The organism is Amycolatopsis sp. NPDC021455 (assembly GCF_040640995.1).
In the GTDB taxonomy this organism is placed as follows: Bacteria; Actinomycetota; Actinomycetes; order Mycobacteriales; family Pseudonocardiaceae; genus Amycolatopsis.
Genome location: NZ_JBFACT010000003.1, coordinates 315513 through 334094, shown reverse-complemented (window position 1 = coordinate 334094; position 18582 = coordinate 315513). Strand labels below are relative to the sequence as shown.

The following is an 18582-nucleotide window of genomic DNA, read 5'->3' as shown; positions in this document are numbered from 1 at the left end:
CCCTCGTCTTGCGGGAACTCTCCGCTAGTTGATCTTCTCGTTGACTACTGAGACGTACCATTAGCGCGAAAGAGGTAGTCACCGTAAGCGTTCACTACGCTACATGGGGCATTGCAGGAGCAACTCTAGAACCCATCTAAGGACACCCAAGTTCGAGCATCGGTCAGGTGACGGATGTTTGATGGGCACACCTCGCGAAACATTGTTCTACGGAGCTTGACGCTGTACGTACATGACGTAGGCGCGACGTCAGCGGAACGGAGGGACATGACAGATTATATCCGGACGTTGAGACCTTGCGTCATCACCGCGCCATGAATGTTGCCAGGCGGCCGGAAGCCTGTCGCGACGGCAAACCTGCACTTCGACCGGCATGCCGTCGTTGGCGAGAGTCGCTTCGACACGATAGGCGAGGTCGCGTGCATCGTGTCAGCCAGCCTTCGCATGACCCCGACCAAACCGCGATTGTTCACGTCGAGCACACAATATTCCCATAATTTTCTATTGAGCCAACAATGCCTTACGCGCTGACGGGTTTCGAATTTCTTGGCCTCGGCCACGTCCCTGATGCGACTTGCTCCCTACTCCACTTGGCACGACGTTCAAGAGTTCCGAAGGGACCGCCATGGCAGTGCACACGAACGGCGCAACGTCCGGGAGTGGCCGCCCCGACCCCCCAAAGGTCACGCGGGTCCAGGCGGCAATCACCGGTTTCAACATCGTCGCGGTCCTCATCGCCCTCACGCTGTTCGGGACTTGGCACCTGCGGTTCCTTAGCACTCTGGACAACCTGGATGCCTTGCGCGAGCACCTTGTGTGGTGGCTGCTCGTTGCCCTGGTGCCCGGCACTACCCGCTTCCTCTGGACCAAGGCCAAGCCCACGGTGCAGCGGACGGGCTTCAAGGCCGGAGAGAAGATCCTCGAGTTCCTCGAAGAGTCGAGGAACTGGTCAGCGGTCTCGAAAGGAGCGCCGACGGACGACTCGTTCCCGGCGCAGATCGATGACGAGACAGAGAACGACACCGTGGCGTCCGCCGATGCCGACCCGAGCGCCACGAGTGGTAATTCGGAGCCAGCAAGGTGAGCCAGAGCGACGTCAGGCGAGTTGCTCCGACATCACTCCGCGCCAGGTCCCGGACGTCGGCGCCCTTCGGTCGAACGGAGTGGCAGCAGACGACGCGGCCGCCTGATACGGCAAAGCCCAGGCCAGCGGGAAAACCGCCCGGCCTGGGCTTTGTCACGTCGCACGACGTGTGGAGCTGAGGGGAATCGAACCCCTGACCCCCGCCTTGCAAAGGCGGTGCTCTACCAATTGAGCTACAGCCCCGGACGCGGGCACAGTGCGTGCCCGCGGGAGGACTCAGTTGTGGGACGCACCTGCCGACTTGGCCGGAGTCGTGCCGTTGCTGGAGGGGACGGGCGCGGTCGCCTCGCGCCAGAGGTCGGCCTCGGCCTTGGCCGCCTTGTTGCGCTTGACGACGAACAGGACGCCGCCCGCGATGACCGCGAGTGCCAGCAGCTTCTTCACCGAAGCCCCCTTCTCAGCTTGCTTCCCTTACTCCGTGATGTTACTGCACCGGTCCGGCCCGGCGTCGGGCGCCGGTGGTTCCACGTGGAACCAAGAGTTCGCCGGTAACACAGGTCACACGCGGGGCGAAATACCGGCTGCGCGTGTCCCGTTCTACTAAGCGGTCCCTGACCCGAGAACTCAGCCCTGCCGGACTTCTCTTCCCGGCAGGGCTGACCTGTATATCGGCCGAACGGTCACTCCTTCCCGGCTCTCCGGCCGTTCCGGGCTGTCGCTCCGCTTCCCTACGGTCACCCGAATGAGACACAGCGCTTTCCGGCGTGGCATCACGCTGGGCACCGTGACCTTGGTGATCGCGGCGGGACTGACCACGGAAGCGAGCGCCGCGGCCGTCCCGGACTCCGACCAAGCCGCCACACCAGTGCTTGCCTGGGTGCCGTGCCCGGAAGAGACGGGCCCGCCGGGCTCCGAGTGCGCCACGGCCCGCGTCCCGCTGTCCTACCGCGATCCGTCCGGTCCGCAGATTTCCCTGGCACTGACCAAACGGCCCGCCAAGGACCCCCAGCACAAGATCGGCACGGTGTTCACCAACCCGGGCGGCCCCGGCAGCGGCGGCCGGCTCCCGCCACGGCTGTCATCGGCGATGGCCGCGCGCTTCGACATCGTCGGGTTCGACCCGCGCGGCACCCACGACTCCACGCCGGTCACCTGCTCCGCCGACCCGGCCGACGACGCGAAACTGAGCCCGGTCTTCCCCGTCACCGAAGCCGAAGAGGCCGCCGCGATCCGCCAGGTCGGCGAGGTCACCGCACGCTGCGCCCAGCAGGCCGGACCGCTGCTCGGGCACATGTCGACCGCGAACGTGGCGCGGGACCTGGACCTGCTGCGCCGCGCCGTCGGCGACCAGCGGCTGACCTACATCGGTACGTCCTACGGGACGCATCTGGGTGAGGTGTACGCCAACCTGTTCCCGCAGCGGGTGCGGGCGATGGTCCTCGACGGCGTGGTGCAACCCCAGGAGTGGACCACCGGCCGGGCCGGCGAGCCGTACATCTACCGGATGGGTCCGTACCTCGGTGCCCAAACCGCGCTGAACACCGTGCTGCGGGAATGCGCGACCCACACCCAGTGCGAGTTCGGCGGTCCCGGCGCCACCGAGCAGAGCCTGCACCGCAAGTACGACGACCTGCTGGCCAGGTTGCGCCAGGGCCCGGTCACCCTCACGGATTCGCACGGCGAGACGCAGCGGATCACCTACCAGGATCTGGTCAACCGGATGCTGACCGCGCTTTACATCTGGGACGCCGCGTCGTACATAACTCCGTTCCTGCAAGCGGTGTATGTGGCCGCCCAGCACCCGGCGGTTACCTCCGCGCATGTCCCCGGGTCGGTTCAGCCGCGGTTCTCCTTCGCCGACGAGCCACAGAACGCGTTCAACACCTGGTTCAACGCGGTGGCCTGCACGGACTCCGACAACCCCCGCGACCCGAAGGCGGTCGGCCGCTACGCCCGCCAGGCCGAGGCAGCGGCTCCGGGCTTCGCGTCAGCGTGGATCTACCGCTCGTTGCCGTGCGCAAGCTGGCCGGCGACCGACCCGGACCGGTACACGGGCCCGTGGAACCGGCCGACCGCCAACCCGCTGCTGCTGGTGGGCGACCGCCTCGGCGACCCGGCGACTCCGTATGAGGACGCGGTCTCGACCAGCCACCTGCTCGGCAACGCCCGCCTCCTCACCGCGGACATCGCCGGCCACGGCGTCGCGTACGACGGCCGGAACCAGTGCGTGGACCAGTGGCTGGACGGCTATTTGACGGACCTGACACTGCCACCGGCCGGCACGGTCTGCGCCGCCGAGCGCGGGCCGTTCGACCCGCCGTCAGGCGGATAGTCAAAGCCCGGTTCACCAACTTTGGTGAACCGGGCTTTCGCCGTAGATCCGTTCGATGAGCTCGTCGCGGTACTCCTGCACCGCCGGAAACCCCGGTTCGTCGCCGGTCGCCCGCTTCAACGCGCCTTCCAGGATCTTCAAGCCCCTGGCGTTCGTCGCCGCGCGCATCCGCCTGCCTCACGGCGTTCTCCATGGCTTTGGCGAGCTTGGTCCGCGCCTCGGGTTCCTTCGCGGAATGCCGGAGACGAGCAGTTTTCCGTGCACGGACCGCATCCCCGCCGCCGCGTCTGCCGACAGGTGATCTCGAAGCCGAGCATTTCGTAGAACGACGCGAGGCAACCACGCTGGGTCGGAACAAACCGCACCGTGGGGGTCTGGGGGCTCGGCCCCCAGAGACAAAAAACACCCGGTCATGTGCGGGCTTTCACCGCACATGACCGGGTCAACCGGGTGGGCCTACCAGGACTTGAACCTGGGACCTCTTCGTTATCAGCGAAGCGCTCTAACCGCCTGAGCTATAGGCCCTTGAACGAGGAGAACTTTACAGGACCCCCGAAGGGGCCCTGCAACCGGGTCACTCTCGTTCCGACAGGGTGACTTCGAGGCCTCCCGCCAGGTCTGCCGACACGTTGTAGATGAACGCGCTGACCGTGGCCAGGGCCGAGACCAGGACGATGTTGATCGCGCCGAGGATGGCTGCGATGCCGAACACGCGGCCCGCGCTGATCAGGGGTTCCGCTGATGCGTTGGCGCCTTCGCCGCCCACCAGGGACGAGTACGTTCCGTTCAGCTTGTCCCAGACGCCCATGCCGTCGAGGACCGTGTACAGCACGCCTACCGCCACCAGCCAGACGAAGAACATCGCCACGCCCAGGACCAGGGACAGCTTCAGGACCGACCACGGGTCGAACCGCTTCACCTGCAGCGACGCCCGGCGGGGCCCACGTCCTGGGCGCCGTAGGGCGCTCGGGCGGGCTCGCTGGGTCGAGGCCGACGGGACGGCCGCCGCTGAGGGCTCGCCCGATGGTTCGGGGCCGCCGAAGAGGCGGGGGGCCGCGCTTCCCGTCACCACCGGGCGCTCGACCTGCTGTGTCTCGTCGGACGACGGCTCCGTGGCCAGCTTGACCGTCGCTTCGGCGTCGCCTTCCTTGTCGACCCGCTGCCAGGGCGGGCTGGCCGCGGTCCCGTTCGAACCCGCTGCCTCGGGATTCTCGGATGGTGTCACGAAGAGTCAGTCCTTACCCGTGCCGTGGGGCGCTGTCCGTAGTGAACTTACTGCTCCGACGGCGCCGTCGTTTCTTCACCCGCTTCAGGTGTTTCCGGAGCTTCACCATTGGCGACGTCCGAGGGCTCGTCCGCGTTGCGTGCGACCGCGAGAAGAGTGGTGCCTTCGCCGAGATTCATCAGCCGGACCCCCTTCGTCTGCCGTCCTGCCTTGCGCACGTCGCCCGCCGGTGTGCGGATCACGCCGCCGCTCGAGGTGATCGCGTACAGCTCGTCCTCGGCGTCGACGATGAGCGCACCCACCAGCCTGCCACGTTTCCGGTCATGCTGAATGGTGAGCACGCCCTTGCCGCCGCGGCCCTGGACCGGGTAGTCCTCGATCGCCGTGCGCTTGGCGTAGCCGCCGTCGGTCGCGACCAGCAGGAACTTGTCCGGCTTGACGACGCTGATGCCGAGCAGCTCGTCGCCGTCGTTGAAGCGCATTCCGAGCACGCCGGACGTCGGGCGGCCCATCGGCCGCAGTGCCTCGTCGGTCGCGTGGAAGCGGATCGACTGGCCCTCGGCCGACACCAGCAGCAGGTCGTCCTCCGGGCCGGCGAGCACCGCGCCGACCAGCTCGTCGCCCTCACGCAGGTTGATGGCGATCAGGCCGCCCGAGCGGTTCGAGTCGAAGTCGGTGAGCTTGGTCTTCTTCACCAGGCCGCGCTTGGTGGCGAGCACCAGGTACGGCGCGACCTCGTAGTTCTTGATCTCGATGACCTGGGCGATCTGCTCGTCCGGCTGGAACGCCATCAGGTTCGCCACGTGCTGGCCGCGCGCGTTGCGGTTCGCCTCGGGCAGCTCGTACGCCTTCGTCCGGTACACCCGGCCCTTGTTCGTGAAGAACAGGATCCAGTCGTGCGTCGAACACACGAAGAAGTGCTGGACGATGTCGTCCTGCTTCAGCGTCGCGCCCTGCACGCCCTTGCCGCCGCGCTTCTGGGACCGGTAGAGATCCGTTTTCGTCCGCTTGGCGTACCCCGTGCGGGTGATCGTGACGACGACGTCCTCGACCGCGATGAGCTCTTCGTCGGTGACGTCGCCGCCGAAGCCGACGATCTGCGTGCGCCGGTCGTCGCCGTACTTCTCGACGATCGCCATCAGCTCGTCGCGGATCAGCGCGCGCTGCCGCTCCGGCTTCTCGAGGATGTCCTTCAGGTCGGCGATCTCGAGCTCGATCTCGGCCAGCTGGTCGATGATCCGCTGCCGCTCCAGGGCGGCGAGGCGCCGCAGCTGCATGTCGAGGATCGCGGTGGCCTGGATCTCGTCGACGTCCAGCAGCTCCATCAGGGCCGGCCGGGCCTCGTCCGCCGAGGGCGACCGCCGGATGAGGGCGATGACCTCGTCGAGCATGTCGAGCGCCTTGACGTACCCACGCAGGATGTGGGCCCGCTCCTCGGCCTTCTTCAGGCGGAACTTGGTCCGCCGGACGATGACCTCGACCTGGTGCTTCACGTAGTGGCGGATGATCTGGTCGAGCCGCAGCGTGCGCGGCACGCCGTCGACCAGCGCCAGCATGTTGACGCCGAAGTTCTGCTGCAGCTGGGTGTGCTTGAACAGGTTGTTCAGCACGACCTTCGCGACCGCGTCCCGCTTGATCGTGACGACGATCCGCATGCCCGAACGGCTGTTGGACTCGTCGGCGATGTCCGCGATGCCGGTGAGCTTGCCGTCGCGGACCAGGTTCGCGATGTTCTCGACCAGGTTGTCCGGGTTGACCTGGTACGGCAGCTCGGACACGACCAGGATCGTGCGGCCCTTCGCGTCCTCTTCGACCTCGACGACCGCGCGCATGCGGATCGAGCCGCGGCCGGTGCGGTAGGCGTCCTCGATGCCGGACGTGCCGAGGATCATCGCGCTGGTCGGGAAGTCCGGGCCCTTGATCCGGACCAGCAGCGCGGCCAGCAGCTCGTCGTCGGTCGCGTCGGGATTCTCCAACGCCCAGACGACGCCCTCGGAGACCTCGCGCAGGTTGTGCGGCGGGATGTTGGTCGCCATCCCGACCGCGATCCCGGAACCGCCGTTGACCAGCAGGTTCGGGAACCGCGACGGCAGGACGTCGGGCTCCTGCGTGCGGCCGTCGTAGTTGTCGGAGAAGTCGACGGTGTCTTCTTCGATGTCGGCCAGCATCTGCATGGCCAGCGGCGCGAGCCGGGACTCCGTGTACCGCATGGCGGCCGCGGGGTCGTTGCCCGACGAGCCGAAGTTGCCCTGGCCGTCGATCAGCGGGTAGCGCAGCGACCACGGCTGGGCGAGCCGCACCAGCGCGTCGTAGATCGCCGAGTCGCCGTGCGGGTGGTAGTTGCCCATGACGTCGCCGACGACGCGGGAGCACTTGTTGTACCCGCGGTCCGGCCGGAAGCCGGAGTCGAACATCGAGTACAGGATGCGGCGGGCGACCGGCTTGAGGCCGTCGCGCACGTCCGGCAGCGCCCGCGACACGATCACGCTCATCGCGTAGTCGATGTAGGAGCGCTGCATCTCCTGCTGGATGTCGACCGGTTCGATCCGGTCGTTCTCCGGAGCCGGCGGCAGGGTTTCCGTCATCTGGTCCTTCTCGGGTGGGTCCTGGCGGGACAAGGTCGGGGGACGCTCACACGTCCAGGAAGCGCACGTCCTTGGCGTTGCGCGTGATGAACGAGCGGCGGGCCTCGACGTCCTCGCCCATCAGGACCGAGAACAGGTCGTCCGCCTGGGCGGCGTCGTCCATGGTCACCCGGCCCAGCAGCCGGTTCGCCGGGTCCATGGTGGTCTCCCACAGCTCTTCGGCGTTCATCTCGCCGAGACCCTTGTAGCGCTGGATCGCGTCGTCCTTCGGCAGCTTCTTGCCGGCCTCGACGCCCGCCCTGATGACGGCGTCGCGCTCGCGGTCGGAGTACGCGTACTCCGGCTCGGACCGCGGCCACTTGATCTTGTACAGCGGCGGCCGCGACAGGAAGACGTGGCCGTGCTCGATCAGCGGCGTCATGAACCGGAACAGCAGGGTGAGCAGCAGCGTGGTGATGTGCTGGCCGTCGACGTCGGCGTCGGCCATCAGCACGATCTTGTGGTAGCGCAGCTTCGAGAGGTCGAACTCGTCGTGGATGCCGGTGCCGAGCGCCGTGATCAGCGACTGGACCTCGGTGTTCTTGAGGACGCGGTCGATGCGGGCCTTCTCGACGTTGATGATCTTGCCGCGGATCGGCAGGATCGCCTGGTACATCGAGTCCCGGCCTTCCTTGGCCGAGCCGCCCGCCGAGTCACCCTCGACGATGTAGAGCTCGCACTCCTCCGGCTTGGTGGAGCGGCAGTCCTTGAGCTTGCCGGGCAGGCCGCCGATGTCGAGCGCGCCCTTGCGGCGGACCAGGTCACGCGCCTTGCGGGCGGCCATCCGGGCCTGCGCCGAGGAGATCGACTTGTTGATGATCGTCTTCGCCTCGGTGGGGTTGCGCTCGAACCAGTCCGCCAGCCACTCGTTCGACTGCTGCTGCACGAACGTCTTGGCCTCGCTGTTGCCCAGCTTGGTCTTGGTCTGGCCCTCGAACTGCGGCTCGCCCAGCTTGATCGAGACGATCGCCGCGAGACCCTCGCGCACGTCGTCACCGGTCAGGTTGGCGTCCTTCTCCTTGAGCAGCTTCTTGTCGCGCGCGTACGCGTTGACGACGCGGGTCAGCGCGGCGCGGAAGCCCTCTTCGTGGGTGCCGCCTTCGTGGGTGTTGATCGTGTTGGCGAACGTGTACACCGACGGCGTGAACCCGGTGTTCCACTGCATCGCGACCTCGACCTCGAGGCCGGTGCCCTTGGCGTCGAAGGAGATCACGCTGGGGTGGATCGGGTCCTTGCTGCCGTTGATGTGCTTGACGAAGTCCTCGAGCCCGCCCGGGTAGCAGTAGACCTTCTCCTTGACGCGGGCGACCTTGCCCTCCGCGTCCTCTTCGGTCTCCTCGTCGGCGACGCGCTCGTCGCGCAGGGACAGCGTCAGCCCCTTGTTGAGGAACGCCATCTCCTGGAGCCGGCGCGAGATGGTCTCGAAGTTGTACGTCGTGGTCTCGAAGATGTCGCCGTCGGCCCAGAACGTCATCGTCGTGCCGGTCTCGGTCGCCGGGCCGAGGTCCTCGAGCGGGCCGGGCACCTGGTTCGTGTACTCCTGCCGCCAGCTGCGGCCGCCGTACTTGACCTCGGCCAGCAGCTTCGTCGAGAGCGCGTTCACCACGGAGATGCCGACGCCGTGCAGGCCGCCGGACACCGCGTAGGAGTCGCTGTCGAACTTGCCGCCCGCGTGCAGCTGGGTCAGCACGACCTCGATGGTCGGCTTGTTCTCCTTGGGGTGCATGTCGACCGGGATGCCGCGGCCGTCGTCGACGACGCGCACCCCGCCGTCGGCGAGGAGGGTAACCTCGACCTTGGTGGCGTAGCCGGCCATCGCCTCGTCGACGGAGTTGTCGACGACCTCCTGGACGAGGTGGTGCAGCCCGCGTTCACCGGTGGAACCGATGTACATGCCGGGGCGCTTGCGGACCGCTTCGAGGCCTTCGAGCACCGTGATCGACGACGCGTTGTACTCGCTCTTGTTCTCGGTCACCGGCGTTGTTTCTCCTCGTCTCGCCCGAGCGGACGCTCGCTCCCTCCCAGTGTACTTGGCCGCGTCCGCTGACATGCGGCAAGGACACCCCTGAACGCGTCACAGACGGACGAAATCGGTGCAAGCCGAGTCTTGACGTATCTCGGGAGTTCTGGATGCGTTCTCGGGGCACTCAACCGAGCATCGCGCAAGCCGGGTCAGCCGTACGTGTCACGGGGGCCGCGGCCCGGCACGTGACGAGGCCCTTTCCGCCAGCTCGGGGCCGTCGGGCCCTGGATCCGCATCCGCTTGACGACGCCGTTGCCGACCCCCGCCGCGATCTTGGCCAGCAGCTTTCCCTGCAGCAACCGCAGCTGCGTGGCCCACGCCGTCGAGCTGGCGCGGACGGTGAGCTCGCCGTCCTTCAGCGCGACCGGCTGCGCGTGCTCGGCGACGTCTTCGCCGACCAGCCGCGCCCACTGCGCGAAGACGCGGGCGCTCGTGACGCTCTCGTTCCACCCGCGGTCGCTGACCAGCCGGGAGACGAGCCGGCCGAGCGGCTGCGGGTCGCGCGGGTCCGCGCCCGGCCCCGACCAGCGGCGACGGCGCGGGTTCTGCCCGCCGCCGACCGCCGGGCGGCGCCGTCCCGGCGGAACGCCCCGCTCCTTCGCCTTGGCCTTGGCGGCTTCGAGCGCGGCGTGGGCGAGGTCGCGCCCGGTCGGAGGCGTCTCGTTCGGCCCAACCTGGCTGTCACGCTCAGTACTCGCGGGAGGCTTGGAGTCGTTTTCGGGCGTTTTGGGCCACCCATCTGGCCGCAGGGTCACGGGCAGCGATAACTCATTCACCGTGTTATCCACACTGTCCACAGGTTTGTCCCCAGATTGGGTACGGTTTGTGTCGCCCGTCACACGGGGTGTTCGATCGCGCTGCTCAGCCACCCGAGATCTCACCATCCGCCACCACGAACCGGTGCCCGGCCAGCTCACTGGGCACGTCTTCGTCGACCGCGGCGGTCACCAGCACCTGTTCGGCGCTCGCGGCCACCTCCGCCAGCCTGGCCCGGCGCTTGCGGTCCAGCTCGGCGAACACGTCGTCGAGCAGCAGCACCGGCTCGCCCGCCTCCGCACGCAGCAGCTCGTAGCTGCCGAGCCGCAGCGCCAGCGCGAACGACCACGACTCGCCGTGACTCGCGTAACCCTTGGCAGGTGCCTGGCCCAGGATCAGCTCCAGCTCGTCCCGGTGCGGGCCGACCAGGCTGATCCCGCGCTCGAGCTCCGCCTTCCGGGCTTCCCCGAGCGCCTCGAGTAAGACGTCCTTGAGGACCTCGGGTTGCGCCCGTTCGCCGTCCGGTACGCCGTACGTCTCCGGCAGGGCCGCACCCAGCGACGACCGGTAGGAGATCTTCGCCGGACGTGAGTCCGGCGCGACCCCCATGTACGCCGAAGCCGCATACGGCGCGAGGTCCGCGACGAGGTTCAGGCGCGCGGCCAGCAACTCCGCGCCGGCCACCGCGAGGTGGTCGTCCCAGACCTCGAGCGTCGACAGCGCGTACGGGTCTTCGCGGCCCGTACGCCGTTTCCCGGCCGTCTTGAGCAGGGCGTTCCGCTGCTTCAGCACCTTTTCGTAGTCCGCCCGGACCCCCGCGTACCGCGGCGCGCGCAGCACCAGGAGCTCGTCGAGGAACCGGCGTCGCTCACCCGGGTCACCGCGCACGAGCGCGAGGTCCTCCGGGGAGAACAGCACCGTGCGCAGGATCCCGAGCACGTCACGCGGACGGCCGACCGCACCGCGGTTGACCCGGGCGCGGTTCGCCCGGCCGGCGGTGATCTCCAGCTCGACGGTCAGCTCGCGGTCGTCGTTGACCACCGCGACCCGGACCAGCGCGCGCTCACAGCCGTGCCGGATGAGCGGCGCGTCCGTCGCGACGCGGTGCGAGCCCAACGTCGCGACGTACCCGATCGCCTCCAGCAGGTTGGTCTTGCCGCGGCCGTTCTGGCCGACCAGCACGGTCGGCCCGGGTTCGAGGGCGAGATCGGCCTGGGGCCAGGAGCGGAAGTCGGTGACCTGCAGGTGTCGCAGATACACCAGTGGCTCCCTATCCGCCGACCTTCTTCACGGCGTGCCCGCCGAACTGGTTGCGCAGCGCGGCGACCGCGCGCATCGCGGCCGAGTGTTCCTGCCGCGAGGCGAACCGGGCGAACAGCGCGGCCGAGATGACCGGCGCCGGCACCGCGTTGTTGATCGCCTCTTCCAGCGTCCAGCGGCCTTCGCCGGAGTCCTCGACGTAGCCTTCGAGGTCGTCCAGCTCCGGGTCCTCGTCGAGCGCGCGCACGAGCAGGTCGAGCAGCCACGACCGGACGACCGTGCCGCGCTGCCAGCCCTTGATCACCGCGGGCACGTCCTTGACGACCTTCGCCGCCTCGAGGAGTTCGAAGCCCTCCGCGAAGGCCTGCATCATGCCGTACTCGATGCCGTTGTGGATCATCTTCGCGTAGTGACCCGCGCCGACCTCGCCGGCGTGCGAGAAGCCTTCTTCGCGCGGACCCTCCGGGCGCAGCGCGTCGAAGATCGGCATCGCCTTCTCGACGTCGGCGGCCGCGCCGCCGACCATCAGGCCGTAGCCGTTCTCCTTGCCCCACACACCACCGGACACGCCGCAGTCGAGGTAGCCGATGCTCTTCGCCGCGAGCAGGTCGGCGTTCAGCTTGTCGTCGGTGTACTTCGAGTTGCCGCCGTCGATCACCATGTCGCCCGCGGCGAGCAGGTTGCTCAGCTCGGTGATCGTCTGCCGGGTCGGTTCGCCGGCCGGGACCATGATCCACACGATCCGCGGAGCGTCCAGTTTGGACACCAGGTCTTCGAGCGACGTCGTGTCGCTGACGTCCGGGTTGCGGTCGTAGCCGACCACCTCGTGACCGGCCGCGCGCAGCCGCTCACGCATGTTGAAGCCCATCTTGCCCAGGCCGATCAGACCGAGCTGAACCATGAGATCCCCTTACGTGCTAACGAAGTTCCGGGTCAGCCCGGCAGGCGAACCGGCATCAGGAGGTACAGGTAGCCGGGGACGACGTTGCCCTCGGCGTCGGCGGGCTTGATGAGCGCGGGCCGGTTCGGCGTGGTGAACGTCAGCTCGGCCCGGTCGCTGTGGAGCGCGCCGAGGCCGTCGACGAGGTAACCCGGGTTGAACGCGATCGTCACCGGCTCACCTTCGTACTCGACCTGAAGCTCCTCTTCGGCGCTTCCCTCGTCGTCGCCGCCCGCGGACAACCGCAGCGTGTTGTCCCCGAACTCCAGTCGTACCTGAGTCCCCCGCTCGGCCACCAGCGAAACGCGCTTGATGCTTTCGGTGAGAGCCGACACGTCGATGACCGCGCGTGAGGTGTGCGACGCGGGCAGCAACTGGCGGTACGGCGGGAACTCCGCGTCGAGCAGCCGGGTCGTCGTGTAGCGCCCGGAACCGGACAGGCCGAGCAGGCCTTCGCCGCTGGCGAGGGCGAGGCGGATCGTGGCGCCGGACGCGCCGAGCGTCTTGGCGGCTTCGGCGAGGGTGCGCGCCGGGACGAGCACCGCGGCGTCGGCCAGGCCCTCGGCCGGCTGCCAGGTGAACTCGCGCATGGCGAGCCGGAACCGGTCGGTCGCGACGAGGGTCAGCGAGCTGCCGGAGATCTCGAGCCGCATGCCGGTCAGCATCGGCAGCGTGTCGTCCTTGCCCGCGGCGACGACGACCTGGGTGACGGCCTGGCCGAACGCGTCGCCGGCGAGCTCGCCCGCGAAGGCGGGCTGGGACGGCAGCTGCGGGTAGTCCTCGACCGGCATGGTCGGCAGGGAGAACCGCGCGCTGCCGCACGTGATGGTGGCGCGCGCGCCGTCGACGGAGATCTCGACCGGCTGCGCCGGCAGCGCCTTGGTGATGTCGGCCAGGAGCCGCCCGGAGACCAGCAGGCGGCCGCCGTCGGCGATCGTCGCCGGGACCCCGACCGTGGCGGAGACCTCGTAGTCGAAGCCCGAGACCGTCAGCGCGTCGGTGTCGCCGTCCGAACCGGCGTCGAGGAGGACACCGCCCAGTACCGGCACCGGAGGCCGGGAGGGGAGGCTTCTGGCCACCCACGCGACGGCGTCGGCGAGCCCGTCACGCTCGACGCGGATCTTCATGCGCGCATCCTTTCGACGACCGAGCCCTCTTCGGCTCGGGCAGGGCGACGAGGCCGGCCGGGCCACGTTCTCGCGGGGCAGTGACCGGCTGCCCCCTCCGGCCGGTCCGCCCTCCGCGTGTGCGGCCGGAGCGCGGACCAGGTGCAGGCGTCCACGTTAGGCCGTCGTGGCGGCCTGCGTCACCTCGGGCTGCCCTTCGGTTTGTCGACATGCCGACACGATCTCGAGGCTGTCCCCAACTTCGTCCATCGCCTGTTTTTGTTTTGTTCTCTCTTTCAAAAGATCTAAGGGCAGTAGCAGTAGTAGGCGTTGTGGATTGTGTGGATCAAGCTCGTTCGCGCAGGTCGGAGCGCTCGCGGGCGTGTGGAGAACCGTGGTGGCGGACCTGTGGACGGATCGGGGCGTCCGTGGATGGTTTCGGGCGTCCCCCGATTCGTCCACAGCCATCCCCAGTTGTCCCCACGGTTGTCCCCAGGTGCGGGGCGATTTGTACCCAGGGTCTGGGGGTGCCGGGAGCGGTCCGAATCGCCCTTCCGAGTGACCGGGCCCTCCTGTGCACAGCTTGTGGGCAACCTGGGGAATCCGCGTGGACAACCGTGTGGATTTCCTGTGGACGGCCTGTGGGCGGGGTGTGGACCGATCCGGCATCGTCGCTGGTGAGAGATCTGTTGGCACTGTGGGCAATCCGCCCACACCATGGGGAAACTTCCTTGTGTACAAACAATTTTCGCGACTTTGCGAAGCACGCGTACACGCGCGAAGCAGCGAAGGCGTGTACGCGTGCTGAGAACACTCCAAAGACGACTGTGCCCATAAAGGACTTCACTCAAAGACGACGAAGGGGCGTCCACATTGAGCGGACGCCCCGAAGTCGTTGCGGGATAAGGGATGTGCTACTGGCGGGCGCGCTGCTTGATGCGCGACGTCAGCTCCTGCACCTGGTCGTAGATCCGCCGGCGCTCGGCCATCTCCTTGCGGATCTTCTTGTCCGCGTGCATGACCGTCGTGTGGTCGCGGCCGCCGAACGTCTGCCCGATCTTCGGCAGCGACATGTCGGTCAGCTCGCGGCAGAGGTACATCGCGATCTGGCGGGCGGTGGCGAGCGCCTTCGTCTTGCCCGGGCCGCACAGGTCGTCGAGCGTCACGTCGAAGAACTCCGCCGTGACGCCCATGATGGTCGGCGCGGTGATCTCCGGCGCGTGCGAGTCCGGGATCAGATCCCGCAGCACGATCTCGGCGAGCCCGACGTCGACCGGCTGCTGGTTCAGCGACGCGAACGCCGTGACGCGGATCAGCGCGCCTTCGAGCTCCCGGATGTTCGCCTCGACGCGCGAGGCGATGAACTCCAGGACCTCGCCCGGCACCGCGAGCCTGTCCTGCGCCGCCTTCTTCCGGAGGATCGCGATCCGCGTCTCGAGCTCGGGCGGCTGGATGTCGGTGATCAGGCCCCACTCGAACCGCGTCCGCAGCCGGTCCTCCAGCGTTTCGAGGCGCTTCGGCGGGCGGTCGGAGCTGACGACGATCTGCTTGTTCGCGTTGTGGAGGGTGTTGAAGGTGTGGAAGAACTCTTCCTGCGTCCCTTCTTTGCCTTCCAGGAACTGGATGTCGTCGACGAGCAGGATGTCGATGTCGCGGTAGCGCCGCTGGAAGGCGACCTTGCGGTCGTCGCGCAGCGAGTTGATGAAGTCGTTCGTGAACTCTTCGGTCGAGACGTACCGGACGCGCATGCCCGGGAAGAGCCGTTGCGCGTAGTGCCCGACCGCGTGCAGCAGGTGCGTCTTGCCGAGTCCGGACTCACCCCAGATGAAGAGGGGGTTGTACGCGCGGGCAGGCGCTTCGGCGACGGCGACCGCGGCCGCGTGCGCGAAGCGGTTGGACGCGCCGATGACGAAGGTGTCGAAGGTGTACTTCTCGTTCAGCTTCGTCTTCGACGTCTGCGGCTGCGCGGGCGCGGTGTACGGCTGGCCGGCGATCGGCTGGCCGGAGAACGTCGGCCAGATCTCGTGGACCGCGGCGAGCGCCTCGCCCTCTTCGTCGACTTCCTCGTCGGTGTCGCCGTCGTCGTCCGGCTTCGGGGCCACGGACTGGTGGGCCGGCATCGGCGGGGGCATCGGCGGCGCGGGTTCGGGACGCGGCGGCGGCATCATCGGCGCGCCGTTGCCCGGGAGCGGCGGCGCGGCTTCGTGGCCGACGCCGTTTTCCACCCGGCCGGGTGACGGCGCGTAGCGGGCCACGGGCGCCGGGGCGACGGCCTCGGCGGTGTCGACCTTCACAGCGAGGGAGATGGCGCGGCCGAGGCGCCGCGACAGCGCGTCGGTGATCGCGCCGCGCAACCCGCGTTCGATCGCTTCCTTCGCGAAGTCGCTGGGGGCGGCCAGGAGGGCGGTGCCGTCGAGCAGGCCGATCGGCCGGGTCACGCGCATCCAGGCGCGCTGCTGGGGGGAGAGGGTCCCGTCGGACAGTTCGCGTACCACCTGTTCCCAGATGACACCCAGATTGTGCTGGTGCTCCGACACCTGTCTGGCTCCCCTCCCCTCGTCGGCGTGGACGGCCGATCCGCTCCCGGAACGCCCTGGTCACTCCACCCGGCGATCACAGGAAGCCTGTCCGCGCACCGGCACAGCGAATATCCACATAGTTGTCCACAGCTGTGCACTAATGTACGGCGACCCGCGGCGCTGCCACCTGCGGGCTCGTCGTACGCCGGTGGGCACTCCACCACCCGGATACTCGTGCACCTGGAACCGGTGACCCGAGAGAGGCACGCTAACAAGCCCCGCTCGCGGCCACAAGGCATCCTGGGGCGCAAGCATTTCACGGTGTACGGCGCGTTGCCATTCGGTGCCCCGGCGTCGACGATCGCGGGCCCGCTCGCCCGTCGCGTACCGTGGCCGAGGGGGTGCTTACCGGCCGCCCGACGGGGGTGCGTACCCTCGTAAGGTCTCCCGTATGCGACGGGTGCGTTTCGCGTGCCCACGTTGTCGTCGCTCGTCGTGACGAGGCCACACGTTGGTAGGAGACACCAGAGACTGCCGTGCGCCCGCACGACACGCCAGGCGGGGGAAGAAGATTCTTCCCGGGCCGGGTGGGGACACGACACCGCGAGACACAGGAGAAGCAGTGAGCAAGGGTAAGCGCACCTTCCAGCCGAACAACCGCCGCCGCGCGAAGACCCACGGGTTCCGCCTGCGCATGCGCACCCGCGCCGGCCGGGCCATCCTGGCGGCCCGCCGTCGCAAGGGCCGCGCCGCGCTGTCCGCCTGATCGCCCCGATCGAGGCGCGCCGTGCTGCCGGCTGCCGCACGTCTGCGGCGGAGTGAGGATTTCCGCGTGGTTCTCCGTCGCGGGTCCAGGGCAGGCAGGCGCCGCCTCGTCGTCCACGCGCTCACCACGGACCCGTCCGTGGCCGCCGACGCTGTGCAGTTCGATAACACTGTGCCGGTGGCCAGGGCGGGTTTTGTGGTGAGCAAGGCCGTCGGGAACTCGGTGGTCCGCCACCGTGTCACCCGGCGGCTGCGTCATCTCGTTTCGGCCAGGCTCGGAACACTGCCCGCCGGTACTTCGTTGGTCGTACGGGCATTGCCGCCGTCGTCGACCGCGTCCAGCGCCGAGCTGGGATCCGATCTCGACGCCGCGTTGCGTCGGCTGGGGCTTCTGACGTCGCACCGTCCGGCCGGGGATGTCCCCCGCCCGACGCGTCCCGCGGACGCGGCCCCCGACCACGGATCAGCGGTGTGACCGGCATGCGAGCCAACCCCGAGCACGACTCAGCACACGACCACTCCGGGCACGACGACGTCGACGTCGCCGAACCGCGGCCCGGCCCGGTTGCCTGGGTCCTGCTGCTCCCCATCAAGCTCTACCGCAAGGCGATCTCGCCCTTCCTCCCGCCGGCTTGCCGGTTCTACCCGAGCTGCAGCGCGTACGCAGTCGAAGCCCTCACCCGGCACGGCGCCGGCCGCGGCTCCTACCTCGCGCTGCGCCGGCTGCTGCGTTGCGGACCCTGGACACCGCCTGGCCGCGATCCCGTGCCCGAGGAGTTCTCGTGGCGCCACCGACGACCTGAAACACCGATCGAGGAGTAGCAGCAGTGCTCGATTTCATCTACTACCCCGTGTCCTTCATCCTCTGGTGTTGGCACAAGGTCTTCGGGTTCGTCTTCGGGGAATCGACCGCGGTCGCCTGGATCCTCGGCATCATCTTCCTGACGTTCACCGTGCGCGGCATCATGTTCAAGCCGTTCGTGAACCAGGTCCGGTCGATGAAGAAGATGCAGGACTTCGCGCCGGAGATGAAGAAGATCCAGAAGAAGTACGCGAACGACCGGCAGCGCCAGGCGCAGGAGATGCAGAAGCTCCAGCGCGAGCACGGCGTCAACCCGCTGGGCAGCTGCCTGCCGATGCTGCTCCAGATCCCGGTCTTCATCGGCCTGAACCACGTCCTCCGCGCGTTCACGATGCCGCCGCCCGGTGGCGGCCCGAAGACCGAGAACTACTTCTTCAGCCAGCACGACGTCGAGTCCTACGTCAACGCGAAGCTGTTCGGCGTCAACCTCGGTGAGGCCGTCTACAACGGCGTAGGGGTCGTCAGCGGTGGCGCCACGAACGTCGGCTTCCACTGGAGCGTGCTCCCGGTCGCACTGCCGCTGATGATCGTCGCGTCGATCGCCACGCACCTGACCGCGCGGCACTCGGTGGCCCGGCAGAACGCCGCGTCGGCCACCCCGCAGACCGCGATCATGAACAAGCTGACGATGTACATCTTCCCGCTCGGTGTGCTCGTCTTCGGTGCGCTGTTCCCGCTCGGCCTCCTCTTCTACTGGCTGGCGAACAACGGCTGGACCCTGATGCAGCAGCGCCTCGTCTACACGAAGATCGACAAGGAAGAGGCGGCCCGCAAGGCGGAGGCCGCGGAGAAGCGCGCGTCGCTCGGCCCGAAGCCGGGGCAGAAGCCGACCGCGCCGAAGGTCGGCCAGAAGCCGGTCCAGCAGAAGAAGAACCAGCCCGAGCAGACGGGCACGTCGAAGAAGGTCACGAAGGCGGGCTCGGCCCACGGCTTCGCGCAGACCGCTCCGGCGGGCGGCACCGACAAGACCACGGCCGGCACCAACGGCCAGAACGGCTCGAAGGACGACGGCACGGGCGTGCCGGGCCTTCTCAAAGACTCGACCAGGAAGTCGGGCCGGAAGCGCCGCTGAGCGCGACCGGTTCG

Annotated in this window: 16 protein-coding genes and 2 tRNA genes; 6 read left to right on the top strand and 12 right to left on the bottom strand. The window is 68.3% G+C overall.

Annotated elements, in window-relative coordinates:
* Positions 1–625: 625 nt before the first annotated feature.
* The gene (locus AB0G28_RS06810) at positions 626–1084 is read left to right on the top strand and encodes a hypothetical protein (RefSeq protein WP_361083779.1); all 459 of its coding nucleotides are present in this window, start codon (positions 626–628) and stop codon (positions 1082–1084) included.
* Positions 1085–1254: 170 nt separating this feature from the next.
* On the opposite strand, the gene AB0G28_RS06805 is transcribed toward AB0G28_RS06810, so the two are convergent.
* Both AB0G28_RS06805 and AB0G28_RS06800 read right to left on the bottom strand, forming a co-directional pair.
* Positions 1255–1327: transfer RNA gene (locus tag AB0G28_RS06805), tRNA-Ala, on the bottom strand.
* Positions 1328–1360: 33 nt separating this feature from the next.
* A complete protein-coding gene (locus AB0G28_RS06800) occupies positions 1361–1528 on the bottom strand; it encodes a DLW-39 family protein (RefSeq protein ID WP_361083776.1) in 168 nt (55 codons plus the stop codon).
* A 298-nt stretch (positions 1529–1826) separates the two neighbouring features.
* Between AB0G28_RS06800 and AB0G28_RS06795 the strand changes: the two genes are divergently transcribed.
* Positions 1827–3416 carry an alpha/beta hydrolase gene (locus AB0G28_RS06795; protein WP_361083774.1) on the top strand — a complete coding sequence of 530 codons (1590 nt, stop codon included), beginning with the start codon at positions 1827–1829 and terminating at the stop codon, positions 3414–3416.
* A 12-nt stretch (positions 3417–3428) separates the two neighbouring features.
* On the opposite strand, the gene AB0G28_RS06790 is transcribed toward AB0G28_RS06795, so the two are convergent.
* The 10 genes from AB0G28_RS06790 to dnaA all read right to left on the bottom strand — a co-directional run bounded on the left by AB0G28_RS06790 (position 3429) and on the right by dnaA (position 15887).
* Entirely contained in the window at positions 3429–3584 is a 156-nt protein-coding gene (locus tag AB0G28_RS06790; protein ID WP_361083771.1) for a hypothetical protein, read from the bottom strand.
* 283 nt (positions 3585–3867) lie between these two features.
* A tRNA-Ile gene (locus AB0G28_RS06785) sits at positions 3868–3941 on the bottom strand.
* A 49-nt stretch (positions 3942–3990) separates the two neighbouring features.
* Entirely contained in the window at positions 3991–4641 is a 651-nt protein-coding gene (locus AB0G28_RS06780; protein WP_361083768.1) for a DUF3566 domain-containing protein, read from the bottom strand.
* Positions 4642–4688: 47 nt separating this feature from the next.
* Positions 4689–7226 (bottom strand): DNA gyrase subunit A, encoded by a 2538-nt coding sequence (gene gyrA / locus AB0G28_RS06775; protein WP_361083766.1) that lies wholly within the window; start codon positions 7224–7226, stop codon positions 4689–4691.
* Between the two features lie 46 nt (positions 7227–7272).
* Positions 7273–9240: a DNA topoisomerase (ATP-hydrolyzing) subunit B gene (gene gyrB / locus AB0G28_RS06770; protein WP_361083763.1), complete on the bottom strand. Its 1968-nt coding sequence runs from the start codon at positions 9238–9240 to the stop codon at positions 7273–7275.
* 197 nt (positions 9241–9437) lie between these two features.
* Entirely contained in the window at positions 9438–10043 is a 606-nt protein-coding gene (locus AB0G28_RS06765; RefSeq protein ID WP_361084154.1) for a DciA family protein, read from the bottom strand.
* A 106-nt stretch (positions 10044–10149) separates the two neighbouring features.
* Positions 10150–11304, bottom strand: coding sequence for a DNA replication/repair protein RecF (recF, locus tag AB0G28_RS06760; RefSeq protein WP_361083760.1), 1155 nt, complete (start codon positions 11302–11304; stop codon positions 10150–10152).
* 10 nt (positions 11305–11314) lie between these two features.
* Positions 11315–12205, bottom strand: a complete 891-nt coding sequence (gene gnd / locus AB0G28_RS06755) for a phosphogluconate dehydrogenase (NAD(+)-dependent, decarboxylating) (protein ID WP_361083757.1) — start codon at positions 12203–12205, stop codon at positions 11315–11317.
* Between the two features lie 32 nt (positions 12206–12237).
* The gene (gene dnaN, locus AB0G28_RS06750; RefSeq protein WP_072475326.1) at positions 12238–13371 is read right to left on the bottom strand and encodes a DNA polymerase III subunit beta; all 1134 of its coding nucleotides are present in this window, start codon (positions 13369–13371) and stop codon (positions 12238–12240) included.
* 893 nt (positions 13372–14264) lie between these two features.
* Entirely contained in the window at positions 14265–15887 is a 1623-nt protein-coding gene (gene dnaA / locus AB0G28_RS06745) for a chromosomal replication initiator protein DnaA (RefSeq protein WP_361083753.1), read from the bottom strand.
* A 604-nt stretch (positions 15888–16491) separates the two neighbouring features.
* Here dnaA and rpmH point away from each other — a divergent pair.
* From rpmH to yidC, 4 genes are read left to right on the top strand one after another with little or no spacing between them, the layout of a single operon-like run.
* Positions 16492–16635, top strand: coding sequence for a 50S ribosomal protein L34 (gene rpmH / locus AB0G28_RS06740; protein WP_043787046.1), 144 nt, complete (start codon positions 16492–16494; stop codon positions 16633–16635).
* Positions 16636–16656: 21 nt separating this feature from the next.
* Complete coding sequence (gene rnpA / locus AB0G28_RS06735; RefSeq protein WP_361083749.1) at positions 16657–17109, top strand: ribonuclease P protein component; 453 nt, start codon at positions 16657–16659, stop codon at positions 17107–17109.
* Positions 17106–17456 (top strand): membrane protein insertion efficiency factor YidD, encoded by a 351-nt coding sequence (gene yidD, locus AB0G28_RS06730; RefSeq protein WP_361083746.1) that lies wholly within the window; start codon positions 17106–17108, stop codon positions 17454–17456. The genes rnpA and yidD overlap by 4 nt, the downstream gene beginning before the upstream one ends.
* A gap of 5 nt (positions 17457–17461) precedes the next feature.
* Positions 17462–18568: a membrane protein insertase YidC gene (gene yidC, locus AB0G28_RS06725; protein WP_361083743.1), complete on the top strand. Its 1107-nt coding sequence runs from the start codon at positions 17462–17464 to the stop codon at positions 18566–18568.
* Positions 18569–18582 lie beyond the last annotated feature (14 nt).

Excerpts from the sequence above, each read along its gene's own strand:
- AB0G28_RS06795 (WP_361083774.1), top strand. The coding sequence starts at position 1,827 with ATGAGACACAGCGCTTTCCGGCGTGGCATCACGCTGGGCACCGTGACC.
- gyrA (WP_361083766.1), bottom strand. The coding sequence starts at position 7,226 with ATGACGGAAACCCTGCCGCCGGCTCCGGAGAACGACCGGATCGAACCG.
- gnd (WP_361083757.1), bottom strand. The coding sequence starts at position 12,205 with ATGGTTCAGCTCGGTCTGATCGGCCTGGGCAAGATGGGCTTCAACATG.
- AB0G28_RS06790 (WP_361083771.1), bottom strand. The coding sequence starts at position 3,584 with ATGCGCGCGGCGACGAACGCCAGGGGCTTGAAGATCCTGGAAGGCGCG.
- dnaN (WP_072475326.1), bottom strand. The coding sequence starts at position 13,371 with ATGAAGATCCGCGTCGAGCGTGACGGGCTCGCCGACGCCGTCGCGTGG.
- AB0G28_RS06810 (WP_361083779.1), top strand. The coding sequence starts at position 626 with ATGGCAGTGCACACGAACGGCGCAACGTCCGGGAGTGGCCGCCCCGAC.